The sequence below is a fragment of the Micromonospora sp. WMMA1949 genome (assembly GCF_027460145.1).
Taxonomy (GTDB): Bacteria; Actinomycetota; Actinomycetes; order Mycobacteriales; family Micromonosporaceae; genus Micromonospora.
Window position 1 is genome coordinate 2,577,671 of sequence record NZ_JAPZBG010000001.1, and the last position, 16,154, is coordinate 2,593,824.

A 16,154-nucleotide genomic window follows, 5' to 3' on the forward strand; every position below is an offset into this window, starting at 1 on the left:
GAATGCCGTCAACTTCATGATCGACGGGGAAATGGGGGCGGCGGAATGGGGGCCGCGAGAATGGGTGCGGCGGCGGCCCCGGGATCGGGGACGCCGCCGCGTCGTGCGTCAGGTGGTGGTCAGCGGTCGGTACGCGTCGGCGCCACGGGTGGGAACGGGAAGCCGCTGCCGCCGCCGTTGCCGCCACCGTTGCCCGGCGTGCTCGGCGACGTGCTAGGGCTGCCGCTCGGCGTCGGGCTGGTCGGCTCCTCCTCCTCGCGCGGCACGTCGACCTCGATGGTCACCCGCTCGCCCTTGGCCAGGCTGGTCCCGGCGGACGGCGACTGGCTGCTCACCTTGCCCGCCTGGGACGGCTCGACCTCGTTGCCCTCCCGGACCCGGACCTCGTAGCCGGCCTCCTTGAGCCGCTGCCTCGCCTGCTCCTCGGTGTAACCGCGGACGTTCGGCACCTCGCTGACGTTGCCCCGGGAGACCTTGAGCGTCACCTTGCTGCCCTCGGCGACCGCACTGCCCTCCTTCGGCGAGACGTCGACGACCTGGCCCTTCTGCGCGCTGCTGTTGACGTCCTCGCGCACCGGGATCAGCTCGAGTTCGGTCAGACGGTCACTCGCGGCGTCGTACGTGCCACCCGTCAGGTTGGTGGGGATGGTCACCTGGCCGGGGCCGGTGCAGACGTTGACGGTGACCTCGGTGTCCTTCTCGACCCGCTGGCCGAACGACGGGCTCTGGTCGACCACCGAGCCCTTCTGACAGTCGGTGTTCTGCACCGGGTCACCCGTGGCGAACCGCAGCCCGGCCTGGGTGAGCGCCGCCTGCGCCTCGGCCTGCGTGCGGCCCACCACCTGCGGCACCGACACCTTCTCGTTGCCGACCTGATTGAGCCAGAGCGCGGTGCCGAGCGCGATCACCGCCAGCACGCCGAGCGCGGCGAACGCGGCGATGACCCAGGACGAGCTCTTGCGCTTGCCCGGGTCACCGACCCGCGCCACCGGCTGCTGGCGGGTCTGCGGGCCCATCATCTGGGTCTGCTGCGCCTGGTGGTAGCCACCACCCGCGGCGGCGCCCATCGGCATGGTCTCGTCGGCCGGCATCACCGGGGTGGCGAGCACCGGCCGCCCGGCGGCGGCGCGGAGCAGATCGGCCCGCATCTCGCCGGCGCTCTGGTAGCGGTTGAGCGGGTTCTTCGACAGCGCCTTGAGCACGATGGCGTCGACAGCCGGGTTGACGTCCGGGTTGATCGTGCTCGGCGTCGGCGGCTGTTCCCGCACGTGCTGGTACGCGACGCTGACCGGGCTGTCCCCGACGAACGGCGGGTGGCCGCAGAGCAGCTCGAACAGCACGCAGCCGGCCGCGTAGACGTCGGAGCGGGCGTCGACCGCCTCGCCGCGCGCCTGCTCCGGAGACAGGTACTGCGCGGTGCCGATGACCGCGCTGGTCTGCGTCATCGTGGTGGCGCCGCTGGCCAGCGCCCGGGCGATGCCGAAGTCCATCACCTTGACCTGGCCGGTCTGGGTGAGCATCACGTTTCCGGGCTTGATGTCCCGGTGGATGATCCCGTGCCGGTGGCTGAACTCCAGCGCCGCGCACATGTCGGCGCAGATCTCCAGCGCCCGGCGCGGCTGGAGCCGCCCCTCGACGCCCAGGACCTCCTTGAGGGTCCGGCCGTTGACGAACTCCATCACGATGAACGGCAGGGTCTCGCCCGTGGGGCCGGTTTCCTCACCGGTGTCGTAGACGGCGACGATGGCCGGGTGGTTGAGGGAGGCGGCGTTCTGCGCCTCACGGCGGAACCGCATCTGGAAGGTGGCATCCCGGGCCAGATCGGCACGGAGCATCTTGATCGCGACATCCCGCCCGAGCCGGAGGTCACGGCCGCGGTGCACCTCGGCCATGCCGCCGTAGCCCAGCAGCTCGCCGACCTGATACCTGCCACCGAGCAGGCGGGCCTGCGCTGTCATCGCGTCTCTCGTCCTTCGCTCGTCGTCGTACCGCCGCCGGCCGGCAGGAGGCGTACCTCACGACGGTACGACGTGCGGACCGGATAGTCGCCTCCGTACGCCCGCACCGCGCCGGAGGTCACGCTCACACTCGCCGGGGCGGCTGCGGTATCACCGTATTTCCGGTACAGGAACGAAATCACGCCCGAACAGAGGATGACCAGCACGGCCACCACGATCGCTGTCGTCCACAGCCCGGACCGGGAGCGCCGGGGCGGTGCGGCGACGGGCGGCCGGGCGTACCCCATGGGGTTGTGCGGCGGCACCGGGCGTGGCTGCGGGACGGGGGCCGCGCCGCGCGGCGCCACCGGCGGACGTGGGGCGGGGTGTGCGACCACGGCCGGGTGCGGCATGACAGGCGGGCGCGCCGGGGACACGGGCGGCCGGGGCTGCGGGCGCGGGGCGGCGGCCGGCGGTTGCGGACGCGGCACGGCGGTCGGCACCTGCGCCCGCGCGACGGGCGCGGCCGGCGAGGCGGGTACGCCGGAGATCGGGTGCCCGGAGCGGGCCGCCTGGGAGAGCGCGAGCTTGGCCTGCCGGGCGATGCTCGCCAGCGCGGCGGCGCTGGGCCAGCGCGCGGCCGGGTCCTTCGCCATGGCCCGCTCCACGATCGCCCGGACCTGGGGCGGGATGTCGGCCGGAAGCGCCCGCGGAGTGTCCCGCACGTGCTTCATGGCGATCTCGAGCGGGTTGTCCCCTTCGAACGGGCGACGGCCGGCCAGGCACTGGTACGCCACGACACCCAGCGCGTAGACGTCCGAGGCGGGGGTGGCGACCGCGCCGGTGGCCTGCTCCGGCGAGATGTACGAGGCGGTGCCGAGCACCGAGCCGGCCGCGGTGAGCTGGCCGACCAGCTCCGAGCGGGCGATGCCGAAGTCGGTGAGCACGAGCGTGCCGTTCGGCCGGACCAGCAGGTTGCCGGGCTTCACGTCGCGGTGCACGATGCCCTTCTCGTGCGCCGCGTGCAACGCGTCGGCGGCCTGGGCCATCAGTGCCATCGTGCGGGCCGGGGTGAGCCGGCCGACCCGGCTGAGCGTGGCGGAGAGCGCGTCGCCCTCGACGTACTCCATCACCAGGAACGCGATGTGCTGGTCGCTGCCGAAGTCGTAGACGTCGACCACGCCCGGGTGGTTGATGGTGGCCATGGTCCGCGCCTCGCCGCGGAACCGCTCGGCGAAGCCGGGTTCGTCCAGCAGCGCCGGGAGCAGGCTCTTGACCGCGACGGTACGGCCCAGCACCTGGTCGGTGCCGCGCCACACGTCGCCCATGCCACCGCTGGCGATCCGCTCGTCGAGGCGGTAGCGGTTGCCGAGCTTCACTCCCGGACCGAGCACGTCAGCGCCTCCCGGAGTCGGCGATCGCCGCCGCCATGATCCGGCCGGCGATACGGGCCGCCTCGGCGCTGCCGCCGTTGCCCGCCTGCTCCAGCTCGACGCAGACCGCGGAGAGCGGCGTGCCGTCCTTGTCCAGCGCGAAGCCGATGAACCAGCCGTGGTCCGGGGTGTTCGGGCCGGACTGGGCGGTACCGGTCTTGCCGCCGACGACGTAGCCGTCGATGGCGGCCCGGCGACCGGTGCCCTCCTTCACCACGTTCTGCATCATGTCGCGCAGGTCGGCGGCGACCTGACCGCTGATCGGGCGGCGCAGCTCGCGCGGCTGGGCGGCGTCGTAGACGGTGGTGCGGTCCGGCCCGAGCAGCTGCTTGACCAGGTAGGGACGCATCTGCTTGCCGTCCTTGTTGGCCACCGCGGCGGCGATCATCGCGCCCTGCAACGGGGTCATCCGCACGTTGTTCTGGCCGATCGAGGACTGCGCCAGCGCGGCCTGGTCGGTGCTGCCGTCCGGGTTCTGCATGTCGCCGGTGCGGCTGGCCGCCACCGACAGGCCGCCCTCGCCGAGCTGGCCGACGTTGAGGTCCTCCTGCTCGAAGCCGAACTGCTTCGCCTTCTCCTTGACCTTGTCGGCGCCGAGGCGGACGCCGAGCTGGGCGAAGCCGGTGTTGCAGGACTCGGTCACCGCCTCCCGCAGCGTGACCTGCGACTCGGGGCAGATCGACGGCGCGGCGTTGCGGATCGGCTGGCCCGCGCCGGGTGCGGTGTAGCTGGAACCGGCCGGGATGCGGGTCTGCTGCCCGACGCCGTTCTCCAGCGCCGCCGCGGCCATGATGATCTTGAAGGTGGAGCCCGGGGGCAGCGTCTCGGACAGTGCCCGGTTCGCCAGCGGCCGGTCCTTGTCCTTCTCCAGCGTGTTGTACGCCCGGTCCGCCTCGGTGCTGTTGTGGCTGGCCAGCGGGTTCGGGTCGAAGCTCGGCATGGAGACGAGCGCCTGCACCGCGCCGGTACGCGGGTCGATCGCGATGGCCGCGCCCTTGGTCGCGCCGACCTGGTTGTCGTTCAGCTGCTTGAACGCCGTCTCCTGGGCCCGCTTGGAGAGCGTCAGCAGCACGTTGCCGCCACCGGTCTCGTCACCGGTGAACATGTCCTTGATCCGGCTGGCGATGAGCGCGTCGCTGGTGCCGGCCAGGAAGTCGTTCTCCACCCGCTCGATGCCGCTCGCGCTGCCGTTGACCGGCTTCCAGCCGAGCACGTGCGCGTACATCGCCCCGCCCGGGTAGGTGCGCTGGTACTTCAGCTCACCGCCGGTCTCCTTGCTGACCGCGTACGCGGTGCCGCCGACCTCGATGTTGCCGCGCTTGCGGTCGTACTCGGCGACCTGGACCCGGCCGTTGTAGTCGCTGTTGCGGTACTCGTCGGCCTTGTAGGCCTGGATCCAGTTCAGGTTCGCGAACAGCAGCCCGAACAGGACCATCACGACCACGCCGACGCGGCGCAGGGGGGCGTTCACGGCCGGATCACCTCCGTCTGGGCGCCGTGCAACTGCTCGGGCGGACCGCCGGCGGGCCGGGCGGCCGGACCACGGCCGCCGGTCACCGGGCGGCGGGCGCCGTCGGAGACCCGCAGCAGCACCGCGATGAGCAGCCAGTTCGCCATCAGCGAGGAGCCACCGGCGGACAGGAACGGGGTGGTCTGACCGGTCAGCGGGATGAGCTTGCTGATGCCGCCGACGATGACGAAGACCTGCAGGCCCAGCGTGAACGCCAGACCACCGGCGAGCAGCTTGCCGAACGAGTCCCGCACCGCCAGCGCGGCCCGCAGGCCCCGCTCCACGATCAGCAGGTAGATCACGAGCAGCGCGGAGAGACCGAACAGGCCGATCTCCTCACCGATGCCGGCGAAGATGAAGTCGGTCTGCACCTCGGGCAGCAGCGCCGGCTGGCCGCCGCCCGGCCCGGCCCCGAACAGGCCGCCGGTGCCGAGCGTGAGCAGCCCCTGCACCAGCTGGTAACCCCTGTCGTACGGCTCGGCGAACGGGTCCAGCCAGATCTGCGCCCGGTCGTAGAAGTTCGCGAACGGGCCGCCCACGGTGCTGCCCAGCACGTACGCCAGGTAGGCGCCGCCGAAGAACAGGATCAGACCGATGAGCAGCCAGCTCACCCGCTCGGTGGCGATGTAGAGCGTCACCACGAACATGCCGAAGTAGAGCAGCGACGTGCCCAGGTCCTTCTCGAAGATCAGGACCAGGAGGCTGACCAGCCACACCACGAGCACCGGGCCGAGGTCGCGCCCCCGCGGGAAGTCGATGCCCAGCACCCGCCGGCTCGCGAGCGAGAGCACCTCGCGCTTGCGCACCAGGTAGTAGGCGAAGAACGTCAGCAGGGTCAGCTTGGCGAACTCACCCGGCTGGATCTGCCCCAGGCCGGGCACGATGATCCAGAGCTTGGCGCCGTTGATCTCGGAGAACCGCGACGGCAGCAACGCCGGGATCATCACCAGCACGATGCCGGCCAGGCCCAGGGTGTACGCGTACCGGGACAGCGAACGGTGGTCGCGCAGGATCGCCAGCAGCCCGGCCGCCAGCACCACGGCTGCCAGCGTCCAGGCGAGCTGCCGGCCACCGGTGCCGGCGAAGATGGCCAGGTCCTCCCGCTCTGCGGGCGTGGCCTTGGCCAGGTCGTACCGGCGCAGGAAGCCGACCCCGATGCCGTTGAGCAGCGCCACCGCCGGCAGCAGCGCCGGATCGGCGTACGGCGCCAGCCAGCGGATCACCAGGTGCAGGCCGAGGAAGACCAGCCCCAGCGCGGCGGCCGGGATCCAGAAGTCGGGCGTGATCGTGTCCAGCGCCTTCGCCTCGACCATCGCCGCGTACGCCGCCACGAGCACCATGGCGAGCAGGAGCAGGGACAGCTCGGCGTTACGCCGGGACCGGGCCAGGCGTACGCCGGACTGCTCGCCCGTCGAAGCGGGCGAGGCGGCCGGTACGGCGGCTGCGGTCACGGATACGTCCTCGGGATCGAGCCGGCACTCACTCCGGCGACCGGCAACCCGCCGGGTCGGCCGGCGGAACGGTGTCGGAGGGTACGGCGTCGGGCGTGATGGGCGACGTCGGCGACGGGGCGCCGGGGGTCGGTGAACCGGCGACCGGCGGCGACGGTACGGCGCTGCCGCCCGCCGACGGGGTCGGCGCACCCGCCGTCGCCACCGGAGTCGGGCTGGTGGACAGGCCGGGCGACGGGTCGGGCGGGCAGAGCGGCTTGAGGTTCGGGTTCGCCGGGTCGTCGCTGGTCAGCTCCGCCAGCCGGCGCTCCGCGTCCGGCTCGTTGCGGGCCTGGATGCCCTGCTTCACCCGCTCCTGGGCGGCCAGGGTGAGGTCGTCGAGCCGGGCGCCGCTGCGCGCGTGCACGTTCGACAGGTCCAACCCGGCCACCTGGCCGGGCACCCCGCGGAAGACCGCGAGCTGGCCGTCGTCGGTGGCGCCGACGTAGTACTGCCGCTGGGTGTACGTCCAGCCGCCGAACACGCCACCGCCGACGATCACCGCGAGCGCCAGCACCATGGCGACGGTACGCAGCGGCCGGCGGCGACGCCCCTCGGGCTCGTCGTCGCGGTTGTCCACCGGCTCCTCCGGCGCGGGCGGCCGGGGGGCGGACAGCGCCGAGGCGCGGGCCGCCGGGGTGGAGTCGTCGGCCGAGGTCGCCATGCCCCGGTCGCGGGCGGCGGCGCCGCCGACGATCGGGGACGCCTCGACGATGTCCTGGTCGGTGGCGTCGGCGATGATCACGGTGATGTTGTCCGGGCCGCCGCCGCGCAGCGCGAGCTGCACCAGGCGTTCCACGCACCGCTGCGGGTCGGGGTACTCCCGCATGGTGTCCGCGATGGTCTCCGCGCTCACCACGCCGGAGAGCCCGTCGGAGCAGATCAGGTAGCGGTCGCCGGGCAACACCTGGCGGACGCTGTACTCCGGGTCGATGTCGCGGCCGTCCAGCGCCCGGGTGAGCAGCGAGCGCTGGGGGTGGCTGCTCGCCTCCTCCGCGCTGATCCGGCCCTCGTCGACGAGCATCTGGACGTACGTATCGTCCTTGGTGATCTGCGCGAACTCGCCGTTGCGCAGGAGATAGGCCCGCGAGTCACCGATGTGGACCATCCCGAGCTTGCTGCCGGAGAAGAGGGTCGCGGTGAGCGTGGTGCCCATCCCCTCCAGCTGCGGGTTGGCGTCCACGGTGTCGCGGAGCTGCTGGTTGGCGGTGCCCACGGCGGAGCGGAGCGCGTCGACCAGGGCGTCACCGGGGACGTCCTCGTCGAGGGGCGCCATGGCACCGATGACGATGTTGCTGGCGACGTCACCGGCGGCCATGCCGCCCATGCCGTCGGCCACGGCGAGCAGCCGCGGTCCGGCGTAGACGGAATCCTGATTGCCGTCTCGGATCAGACCGCGGTCGCTGTGGGCCGCGTAGCGCAGGGTCAGAGTCATGGCCGTAATTCGAGGGAAGTGCGGCCGATCCGGATCGGCACGCCGAGGGGGACGGGGGTTGGTCCGGTGACCTTAGCGCGATCGAGATAGGTGCCGTTAGTCGATCCGAGGTCCTCGACGTACCACTGCCCTTCGCGGGGCACCAGCCGGGCGTGTCGCGCCGAGGCGTAGTCGTCGGTGATCACCAGGGTCGAGTCCTCCGCCCGACCGATGGTGATCTGGGCCTCTCCGAGCGTGATCCGGGTGCCGGCGAGCTGACCGGCGGTGACCACCAACTGGTGGGCGGCCCGGCCGCGCTTGGCCTTCGCCGGCTTCCCCGGCTGCCCGGTCGACGCGCCGATCCCCCGCGGCGCGGCCACCAGCTTGCCCGACCGGGCACCGGCGAAGAGGTCCCGGCGGATCACGCCGACCACCGTGAACACGAAGATCCACAGCAGGATCAGGAACCCGAACCGCGCGACGGTGATGACCAGTTCCGGCAACGCGGGTCAGCCGTCCACGCGGAAGGTCAGCGTCGTGGTGCCGAGCTGGATCATGTCGCCGGGGTTGAGGGCGACCGCCGAGACCCGCTGGCCGTTGACCATCGTGCCGTTGGTGGAGCCCAGGTCGGTCAGCACCACCTGGCCGCCGTCGAAGTCCAGCCGGGCGTGGCGCCGGGAGATGCCGACGTCGGGCAGGCGCAGGTTGGCCTGGTCACCGCGGCCGATCACGGTCGAGCCCATCTGGAGCGGGTAGGTGCGGCCGTCGCCGGAGACCAGGCGGACGTTGCGGCCACCGCCGTGACCGGGCGGAGGGCCGTAGCCGCCACCCTGGTCGTACGCCGGGTACGCCGGGCCGGCGTCGTAGCCGCCGGGCGCGGAGACCGGGGCGACGTCCCCGCCGGTGTAGACCTCGGCGGTGACCCGGAACATGCCGGTGTCCAGGCCCTCACCGCGTTCGACCTCGACGATCACGTCGCCGTAGACCGTCCAGGCCTGCTCGCCGATGAACTCGGCCTGCGACTGGGCCAGCTCCTGGGCCAGCGCGGCGGCGTACGGCGCCAGACGACTGTGGTCGTAGGGCGAGAGATCGATCACGTAGCGGTTGGGCACAAGGGTGCGCCCACCGGCCAGGATCGCCTTGTGCGCCTCGGCCTCCCGCTGCATGGCGTTGAGGATCTCCACGGGGTGGACCACCCCTTTGAAGACCTTGGCGAAGGCCCCCTCGACCAGGCCTTCCAGACGCTTCTCGAAGCGTTGCAGCACGCTCACCGGCTCCTCCTCGGGTCCCGAGGCAATGATGGTATCCGGACACCGCCTCCGCAGCTCACACGCCGCTCGGCCGGCTGCCGTCGGCCCGTTCGTGACCAGGCCCGCGGACGTGCTAAAGTTTCGCCCGCCACGAGCGGTGATCGCTCGTGGCGTGACCAGTGGACAGCGTAATATGTCCCGGCACCCGCCGCAGATGGCGGGCGCGGGATGCGATATGGTGTTCCGGGTCGTGCCACGGGGATGTGGCGGAATGGCAGACGCGCACGGTTCAGGTCCGTGTGTCCGAAAGGACGTGGGGGTTCAACTCCCCCCATCCCCACCAGGACAAGGGCTCCGCACTTAGCGGGGCCCTTGCTTCGTATCGGGGCGTTCCGGACGTCACGCTATGCTCCGATGGTTTCCCTGCCTCCCATGGACCAGGAGTGGCGTGTGACTGTCGCGTTGGTGACCGGTTCCGGCGGTCTGATCGGCTCCGAGGCGGCCCGGCACTTCGCCGGACTCGGTCTCGACGTGGTCGGCATCGACAACGACATGCGGCGGTACTTCTTCGGCGAGGACGGCTCGACCGCCTGGAGCCTCGACCGGCTCGCCGCCGACCTCGGCTCCGCGTACACCCACCACGCCGTCGACATCCGCGACCGGGACGGCCTGGAGCAGGTCTTCAAGCGGTACGGCAAGGACATCGCCGTGGTGATCCACAGCGCCGCCCAGCCGAGCCACGACTGGGCCGCCAAGGAGCCGTTCACCGACTTCGACGTGAACGCCGGCGGCACGCTCAACGTGCTGGAGAACACCCGGCGGCACGCGATCGACGCGCCGTTCATCCACTGTTCCACGAACAAGGTGTACGGCGACCGGCCGAACTCGCTCCCGCTGATCGAGCTGGAGACCCGGTACGAACTGCCCGAGGACCACCGCTGGTACGACGGCATCACCGAGGACATGTCGATCGACGAGTCGCTGCACTCGATCTTCGGCGCCTCGAAGGTCGCCGCCGACGTGATGGTCCAGGAGTACGGCCGCTACTTCGACATGAGGACCGCCTGCTTCCGGGGCGGCACGCTGACCGGCCCGGCGCACTCCGCCGCCGAACTGCACGGGTTCCTGGCGTACCTGATGCGGTGCGTGATGGAGGGCCGGACGTACAACCTCTTCGGCTACAAGGGAAAGATGGTCCGGGACGCGATCCACTCGCACGACGTGCTGACCGCGTTCGAGGCGTTCTTCCGTGAGCCGCGCTCGGCCCAGGTCTACAACCTCGGCGGCGGCCGGCACTCGAACACCTCGCACATCGAGGCGTTCCGGATCGCCCAGGAGATCACCGGCCGCGAGGCCCGGATCAACTACGTCGAGCAGGCCCGCACCGGCGACCACCAGTGGTACGTCAGCAGCATGGCCCGGTTCGAGGAGCACTACCCGTCCTGGAAGATCACGTACGACGTGCCGATGATCCTCCGCGAGATCTACGAGGCCAACGCCGACAAGTGGGTGCCGAAGGCATGAGCGCCGGGACCAAGCGCAACGTGCTCGGCGTCGGGGTCGACGCCACCGACTACGCCCGGGCCACCGAGGCCGTGGTGGCGGCCGCGCACGAGCGCCGCCCGCTGGCGCTCACCGCGCTGGCGGTGCACGGCGTGATGACCGGCGTGCTCGACCCGGCGCACAACGCCCGGCTCAACTCGTTCGACGTGGTCACCCCCGACGGGCAGCCGGTGCGCTGGGCGCTCAACCTGCTGCACGGCGCCGGGCTCACCGACCGCGTCTACGGCCCGGAGCTGACCCTGCGGGTGCTCGCCCGGTTCGCCGAGGAAGGGCTGCCGGTCTACCTCTACGGCTCCACCGAGGAGACGCTGTCCCGGCTCGTCCCGGCGCTGGAGAGCAAGTTCCCCGCGCTGAAGATCGCCGGGGTCGAGCCGTCCAAGTTCCGCGCCGTCACGCCGGGCGAGGACGCCGAGATCGCCGACCGGATCCGGGCCAGCGGCGCCCGCCTCGTCCTGGTCGGGCTCGGCTGCCCGCGCCAGGAGGTCTTCGCGTACGCCATGCGCCCGCTGCTGGACATGCCGCTGATGGCTGTCGGCGCGGCCTTCGACTACCACGCCGGCCTGCTCCGCAACCCACCACCGTGGATGCAGCGCGCCGGACTGGAGTGGTTCTGGCGGCTCGGCCTGGAGCCCAAGCGCCTGTGGCGCCGGTACGTCATCCTCAACCCGGCCTACCTGGCCCGGCTCGCGGCCCAGAAGACCGGCCTGTGGAAGGCCACTCCGCCGGCGCCGGCCACCGGACGTCCCGCCACGTTCGACGTCTGAGCCCGCACCACCCCTACGGGCACAGGTACGGGACGAACCGGGGTGCCGTCCCGGATTCGGCGGGCGTCGAAACGGGCAAGGCTAGGGGGCATGGATGACCGTCTCGCCCTGCTGCTCCCCGTCGCCGCCGTCTGGCTCGCCGCCGGACTCGTCGCGGAGGGCCTGCCCGGGCTGGACCGTGCCCGCGCGCTGCGCCGGCGTACCGGATGGTTGTCCGCCCTGGTGCTGACCGGCCTCGCGCTCACCGCGGCGGTCCTCGCCGCGGGCCTGCAGAGCGCCGGTGACACCACCGTGGACCGGGCCGCCGCCGCGCTCGGTCTCGCGGCGGCGCCGGCAGCAGTGGTGGCGGTCTGCACGGTACGGCGGGTCCGGCGGCTGCGGTCCGGCGCGGGCGCGTTCGCGGCGGCGCCGGGAACGCCCGCACCGCACGGGCTGCGGGCTGCGGCGGCGCACCCGCTGATCGCGCTGCCGCTCCAGGCGACGGCGATCGCCGTGCTCGTGGCGGTGCTGCCGGCGTTCGGGGTCGACCTGTTCGCCGCGCCGGGCGTCGCCGGCCCGGCGATCACCGTCGGGGTGCTCGGGGTGTGCGCGATCGGGGTACGCCACGCGCTGCGGCACAACCGGCTCGCCGAGCGGGCGATGCCGGCCGCCGAGACGGTGTCAGCGCGACCGGCTCGCGCCCTGCACGTATAGCAGTTCCAGGATCGCGCGGGTCGCCTCGAACCAGCGGTCCAGCCAGCCGGGCGGGGGCACGCTGCCCTTCGGGGGCAACTCCATCAGCAGGCCGCGCAGCAGCGGGTGATCCACCAGGGACTCCTGCTGCTCGACCGGCCAGCCGCTCGGCGGGAAGGACGGCTCGGTCAGCGGGTTGGGGTCCAGCGACGGCAGGGACAGCGGCGCCGCGGCCTGCTCGGGAACACCACCCTCGCGGGCGTCGTCGCCGTCACCGGAGACCACCTCGGTGAGGACGGTGTCCCGGCGGGCACCCCGGTACTTGCCACCGAACCGCTCGGGCTTGCCCGGGCCGCTGGTGAGGTTCTCTGAACCGATCGTCGTCATCCGTCTCGCCTGCCTTGTTCGGTTGCCGATCCGTGCGGTTCAACGAGGCGGATCGGAACTGGCGACGGGTGCCGCCGCCGCACGGGCACCGGACGCGAAAGGTCCCGCCCGGCGGCACTGCCGGGCGGGACCACACTTCGGTGCCGGTCAGCTCCGGCCGAACACGCCGTTTCGGGCGCGGGCGACGAAGGCGTGCCAGTCACCCGGAGCGAAGACCAGGGCCGGGCCGGTCTTGTCCTTCGAGTCCCGCACTCCGACCGCCCCGGTCACGTACGCGACCTCGACGCAGTTGTCGCAGTTCGGCCCGCTCTTCGAGCTCTTGAACCACGTCGCCTGCGTCAGGTCCACGGGGAACTCCTTGGTCGCCATTTCCACAGTGGCTCCTCTGCCAGTTTCGCGATGTGTGCGACGGACTCCTCCGGGCGCATGGCCGCTGCTCGAATGTGATCGAAGATGAAGCTGTACTTCTGCAGTTCGTCACTCTTCTCCAGGAAGAGCCCACCCGTGGCGTTCTCCGCGTACACGACATCGGGATCACTCGGCTCCGGGAAGCTGAGAATCGTGAAGGTCCCGTCCATGCCGGCGTGCGCTCCCACCTCGAAGGGCAGGACCTGCACTGTCACGTTCGGCAGTTCGGCCACCTCCACCAACCGGTTGAGCTGACCACGCATCACCGCGTCGCCGCCAACCGGCCGGCTCAGCACCGCTTCATCGAGCACCACCCACAGATCGACCGGATCGTCCTGCGTCAACAACGACTGACGGCCCAGACGGACACGCACCCGTTGGTCGACCTGATCGTCGGTGAAGTCCGGCCGGGCCGCCCGGATCATCGCGCCGGCGTACTCCTCGGTCTCCAGCAGGCCAGGTACGACCTGCTGCTCGTACGCCCGGATGGAGCTGGCCGCGGCCTCCAGGCCGACGTAGGCACCGACCAGCACCGTGCTGTACGGATGCCACCAGCCCTTCTGCCGGGCCTCCCGGGCGATCTGCACCAGCTCGTCGCTCTCCGCGCCGACCACCCCGTAGATACGGAGCATGTCGCGTACGTCGCGCGGGGTCGCTGTGGTGTGGCCGGTCTCGATCCGGGAGATCTTGGACGCCGAGCACTCCAGCTGCTCGGCGACGACTTCGATGGTGATGCCCGCCGCCTCCCGCTGCCGGCGGAGTTCCGCCCCCAGCCGGCGCCGCCGGATGGTGGGGCTGCGCCGTTCGCTCACGACGCCACCTCAGTTCGCGACTGCGGGGCTCGCAGAACCGGCTCACTCCTCGCGCTCACGACGCCACCTCAGTTCGCGACTGCGGGGCTCGCAGAACCGGCTCACTCCTCGCGCTCACGGCGCCGTCCATCGGCTTGCGGGACCACGCTTCACAGTCACCCGGCTACCTCCGGTCGGTCGCGCCCCGGCCTGGCTCCCACCGCTGGCGCGACCAGCGGGCGGCGGGTGTTCGTTCGCGGCAGGGGTGGTGCCGGTCGTCGACCGGCCGCGACGGGCGAAACCGGCGTCCAGTGTGCCGCTCCGATACCTGACGCTTCAAGTTTCGGCGTTTGCGTGTCCGACTCACCTATCAGCAAAACTCGACGTGCAACTTGCATGTCGCACGTCCCTGATGCAGTCTGTCCGTATGGCACGGGTTACTCACCGTCTTCGCTTGATCTCCGGGCGTGGTGGCACCACGGTCCGCGGGACGGCCGGAGGGGAGCCGTCCCGCGCCGAGCGACCTGCCCCGGAATGAAGACCCCGTCGCTGCATGCCAGCTTGGCTGCGGCGGCGGGAGCGGTAACCGGGAGCAGCCGGGTGATGGTCGGGTGGCGGTCCGCCACCGCGGGTACGGCCCGACCAGCACCGACCCACCGACCGCCGGTCCACGAGGCAGACCCCCCGTCACCGGACCAGCAACGACCCCCGTTCAGCGCCGGTCCCACCGGCCGACCCTCCCAGGAGCCCATGTGCTTCCCCGCTCCGGTGACGTACTGCACGTGACGCGCGCGGCGAGTGTCCAGTTCCTCCGACCGATCATGTTCCGGGTGATCCGGGTGCTCGACTGGCCGACCTATGACGGTTGGCTCTGGCTCGACGGCTACGAGTTGAACGCGGCGGGGGACGCGGTCAACCGGAGGTCGATCTTCGTACTCCAGGAGGGGTTGCGGCAGCTCCAGGCCGCGCCGGCTCCCCGACAGCACACGGTGCGGACGGCCCGCCGCCCGGTGGTCCGGACTCCGGTCCGGGTCGGCTGACCTGACGAATCCCGGTCGGGAGGGCGTGCCGTCGCCATAGAATCGGTACGCCCACCCCGGCACGTTCCACCCCGCGCGCCACGGACCCTGAACCTGGGATGGTCATGGTCAATCTGCCCGCCGCGCGGCGGCACCACCGGTCCCGTATCGGCTATGCCCTCGGGCTCTTCCTCTTCCTCGTCACCGCGACGGTGCTCGCGCTCGCGGTACGGCATCCCGCCTTCTCCGCCACCCACCAGCTCGCCGAACCCGTCCCGGCCCCGGAGATCACCGTGGCCGGCGAGGACGGCCGGTCCGAGTCCGACGCGGCCGGTTCCGATGACGCCGACTCGGACGCTGCCGATTCGGACGCGAGGGACGACGAGGACGACTGGGCCGACGCCGATCCGGTGGAGGACGCGGACGATCCGGCGGGCACCGGAGGTGGGCAGGGCACCGCGAGCGGCGCGGACGCGCTCGCCGAGCGGCCGACCGGCGCCACCGACAACCTCAGCCGGTCGCTGTTCTACTCCGGGCTGCTCGGGCTCGCCATCTCGCTGGCCGGGCTGGGCCTGGTCGGCACGCGCCGACGCCAGTGGTGACCGTCAGGGCGTCGCGGTCGTCGCCGGGGCGGAGCCGGGGGTGGTCGGGCCGCTCGTCGGCGGAGCGGGTACGGCCACCACGATCGTGACCCGGTCGTCCTCGCCCACCGGGTAGCCGGCCTCGGGATCGGTGGAGATCACCGTGCCGGCCGGGCGGTCCGACGCCCGCCGCTGCACCCGGTACTCCAGGTCCAGCCGGTCGAGCGCCGCCCGGGCGGCGGCCTCCGGCAGCCCCACCAGCGGCGGCATCGGCACCTCGACCGGCTCGGTCGAGGGCGGCGGCGTACTCGGCGGTGAACTGCTCGGCGTCGTCGGCGCGGCGGTCGTCGGGGCGGCGCTCGTCTGCGCCGAGATGCTCGGCACCGGCGGGCCCGGATCGGAGTCCCGGTCGGCGGCGCGCAGCGCCAGCCACACCCCCACCCCGATCAGCCCGAGCAGGAGCAGCGCCAGGACGCCGAGCAGGATCGGCATCCACCAGCGGCGTCCGGCCTGCTCGTCGCCGTACCAATCGCTCCCCGGCTCGGGATAGCCCGCCGGTCGAGGTGGCGGCACGCCGGCCCGGCCGGACCAGGCACCCACCGGCGCCTGCGGGGTGGTCGCGTCGAGCGGACGGCCCGGCCCGCCCGGTTCCGCCGGTCCGCCGGGCAGCGGACGGGTGGCGTCACCCGCGTCCCGCGGCATCGCGCGGGTCGCCTCCACGTCCTCCTCGGCTGCGTTCCTCGGCATCGCGCGGGTGGCGTCGGCGTCCGGATCCGGAGGCAGCGCCCGGGTCGCGTCCGCGTCACCGGCGGGTGGTTCCTGACGGTCGTCGCTCATGGCACGTCCTTTCCCCACCGGGACGGGGGCGCACGGCCCTCGATCGTCCACCGTAGCGGTCCCCGGCCACGGCGGCCGGGATCAGCGCGCCCGCGCTC

16 protein-coding genes and 1 tRNA gene are annotated in these 16,154 nt (G+C 72.2%); 6 read left to right on the top strand and 11 right to left on the bottom strand.

The genetic code is table 11. The features are described from left to right. Nucleotides 1-119: 119 nt before the first annotated feature. The 7 genes from pknB to O7607_RS12205 are packed head-to-tail and all read right to left on the bottom strand — an operon-like array spanning nt 120 to nt 9,082. Nucleotides 120-1,958, bottom strand: a complete 1,839-nt coding sequence (gene pknB, locus O7607_RS12175) for a Stk1 family PASTA domain-containing Ser/Thr kinase (protein ID WP_269703213.1) — start codon at nt 1,956-1,958, stop codon at nt 120-122. Continuing rightward, entirely contained in the window at nt 1,955-3,331 is a 1,377-nt protein-coding gene (locus tag O7607_RS12180; RefSeq protein WP_269703214.1) for a serine/threonine-protein kinase, read from the bottom strand. The genes pknB and O7607_RS12180 overlap by 4 nt, the downstream gene beginning before the upstream one ends. A gap of 1 nt (nt 3,332) precedes the next feature. Further along, nucleotides 3,333-4,841: a peptidoglycan D,D-transpeptidase FtsI family protein gene (locus O7607_RS12185; protein WP_269703216.1), complete on the bottom strand. Its 1,509-nt coding sequence runs from the start codon at nt 4,839-4,841 to the stop codon at nt 3,333-3,335. Next, a complete protein-coding gene (locus O7607_RS12190) occupies nt 4,838-6,331 on the bottom strand; it encodes an FtsW/RodA/SpoVE family cell cycle protein (RefSeq protein ID WP_433494641.1) in 1,494 nt (497 codons plus the stop codon). The genes O7607_RS12185 and O7607_RS12190 overlap by 4 nt, the downstream gene beginning before the upstream one ends. 28 nt (nt 6,332-6,359) lie before the next feature. Then, entirely contained in the window at nt 6,360-7,805 is a 1,446-nt protein-coding gene (locus tag O7607_RS12195) for a PP2C family protein-serine/threonine phosphatase (RefSeq protein ID WP_269703218.1), read from the bottom strand. Beyond that, on the bottom strand, nt 7,802-8,287 hold the full coding sequence (locus O7607_RS12200; RefSeq protein ID WP_269703220.1) for an FHA domain-containing protein FhaB/FipA: 486 nt from the start codon (nt 8,285-8,287) through the stop codon (nt 7,802-7,804). Before O7607_RS12200 ends, O7607_RS12195 begins: the two co-directional genes overlap by 4 nt. Before the next feature lie 6 nt (nt 8,288-8,293). Continuing rightward, nucleotides 8,294-9,082, bottom strand: a complete 789-nt coding sequence (locus tag O7607_RS12205) for an FhaA domain-containing protein (protein WP_026267912.1) — start codon at nt 9,080-9,082, stop codon at nt 8,294-8,296. A 209-nt stretch (nt 9,083-9,291) separates the two neighbouring features. On the opposite strand from O7607_RS12205, the gene O7607_RS12210 reads away from it, so the two are divergent. The 4 genes from O7607_RS12210 to O7607_RS12225 all read left to right on the top strand — a co-directional run bounded on the left by O7607_RS12210 (nt 9,292) and on the right by O7607_RS12225 (nt 12,054). After that, nucleotides 9,292-9,377, top strand: a tRNA-Leu gene (locus O7607_RS12210). A 71-nt stretch (nt 9,378-9,448) separates the two neighbouring features. Continuing rightward, the gene (locus tag O7607_RS12215) at nt 9,449-10,558 is read left to right on the top strand and encodes an NAD-dependent epimerase/dehydratase family protein (RefSeq protein WP_269703222.1); all 1,110 of its coding nucleotides are present in this window, start codon (nt 9,449-9,451) and stop codon (nt 10,556-10,558) included. After that, on the top strand, nt 10,555-11,361 hold the full coding sequence (locus tag O7607_RS12220) for a WecB/TagA/CpsF family glycosyltransferase (RefSeq protein ID WP_269703223.1): 807 nt from the start codon (nt 10,555-10,557) through the stop codon (nt 11,359-11,361). Before O7607_RS12215 ends, O7607_RS12220 begins: the two co-directional genes overlap by 4 nt. 90 nt (nt 11,362-11,451) lie before the next feature. After that, nucleotides 11,452-12,054, top strand: coding sequence for a hypothetical protein (locus O7607_RS12225; RefSeq protein ID WP_269703224.1), 603 nt, complete (start codon nt 11,452-11,454; stop codon nt 12,052-12,054). Here O7607_RS12225 and O7607_RS12230 read toward each other — a convergent pair. The 3 genes from O7607_RS12230 to O7607_RS12240 all read right to left on the bottom strand — a co-directional run bounded on the left by O7607_RS12230 (nt 12,022) and on the right by O7607_RS12240 (nt 13,640). Next, complete coding sequence (locus tag O7607_RS12230) at nt 12,022-12,420, bottom strand: hypothetical protein (RefSeq protein ID WP_262012857.1); 399 nt, start codon at nt 12,418-12,420, stop codon at nt 12,022-12,024. The genes O7607_RS12225 and O7607_RS12230 overlap by 33 nt on opposite strands. 147 nt (nt 12,421-12,567) lie before the next feature. Continuing rightward, nucleotides 12,568-12,789 carry a DUF397 domain-containing protein gene (locus tag O7607_RS12235; RefSeq protein WP_013283299.1) on the bottom strand — a complete coding sequence of 74 codons (222 nt, stop codon included), beginning with the start codon at nt 12,787-12,789 and terminating at the stop codon, nt 12,568-12,570. Continuing rightward, nucleotides 12,759-13,640, bottom strand: a complete 882-nt coding sequence (locus O7607_RS12240) for a helix-turn-helix domain-containing protein (protein ID WP_269703227.1) — start codon at nt 13,638-13,640, stop codon at nt 12,759-12,761. Before O7607_RS12240 ends, O7607_RS12235 begins: the two co-directional genes overlap by 31 nt. A 731-nt stretch (nt 13,641-14,371) precedes the next feature. Between O7607_RS12240 and O7607_RS12245 the strand changes: the two genes are divergently transcribed. Both O7607_RS12245 and O7607_RS12250 read left to right on the top strand, forming a co-directional pair. Further along, nucleotides 14,372-14,659, top strand: coding sequence for a hypothetical protein (locus tag O7607_RS12245; RefSeq protein WP_018785581.1), 288 nt, complete (start codon nt 14,372-14,374; stop codon nt 14,657-14,659). A 98-nt stretch (nt 14,660-14,757) separates the two neighbouring features. Next, the gene (locus O7607_RS12250) at nt 14,758-15,240 is read left to right on the top strand and encodes a hypothetical protein (protein ID WP_269703229.1); all 483 of its coding nucleotides are present in this window, start codon (nt 14,758-14,760) and stop codon (nt 15,238-15,240) included. Between the two features lie 3 nt (nt 15,241-15,243). Here O7607_RS12250 and O7607_RS12255 read toward each other — a convergent pair whose 3' ends face one another. Beyond that, the gene (locus O7607_RS12255) at nt 15,244-16,056 is read right to left on the bottom strand and encodes a PASTA domain-containing protein (protein ID WP_269703231.1); all 813 of its coding nucleotides are present in this window, start codon (nt 16,054-16,056) and stop codon (nt 15,244-15,246) included. Nucleotides 16,057-16,154: the final 98 nt, after the last annotated feature.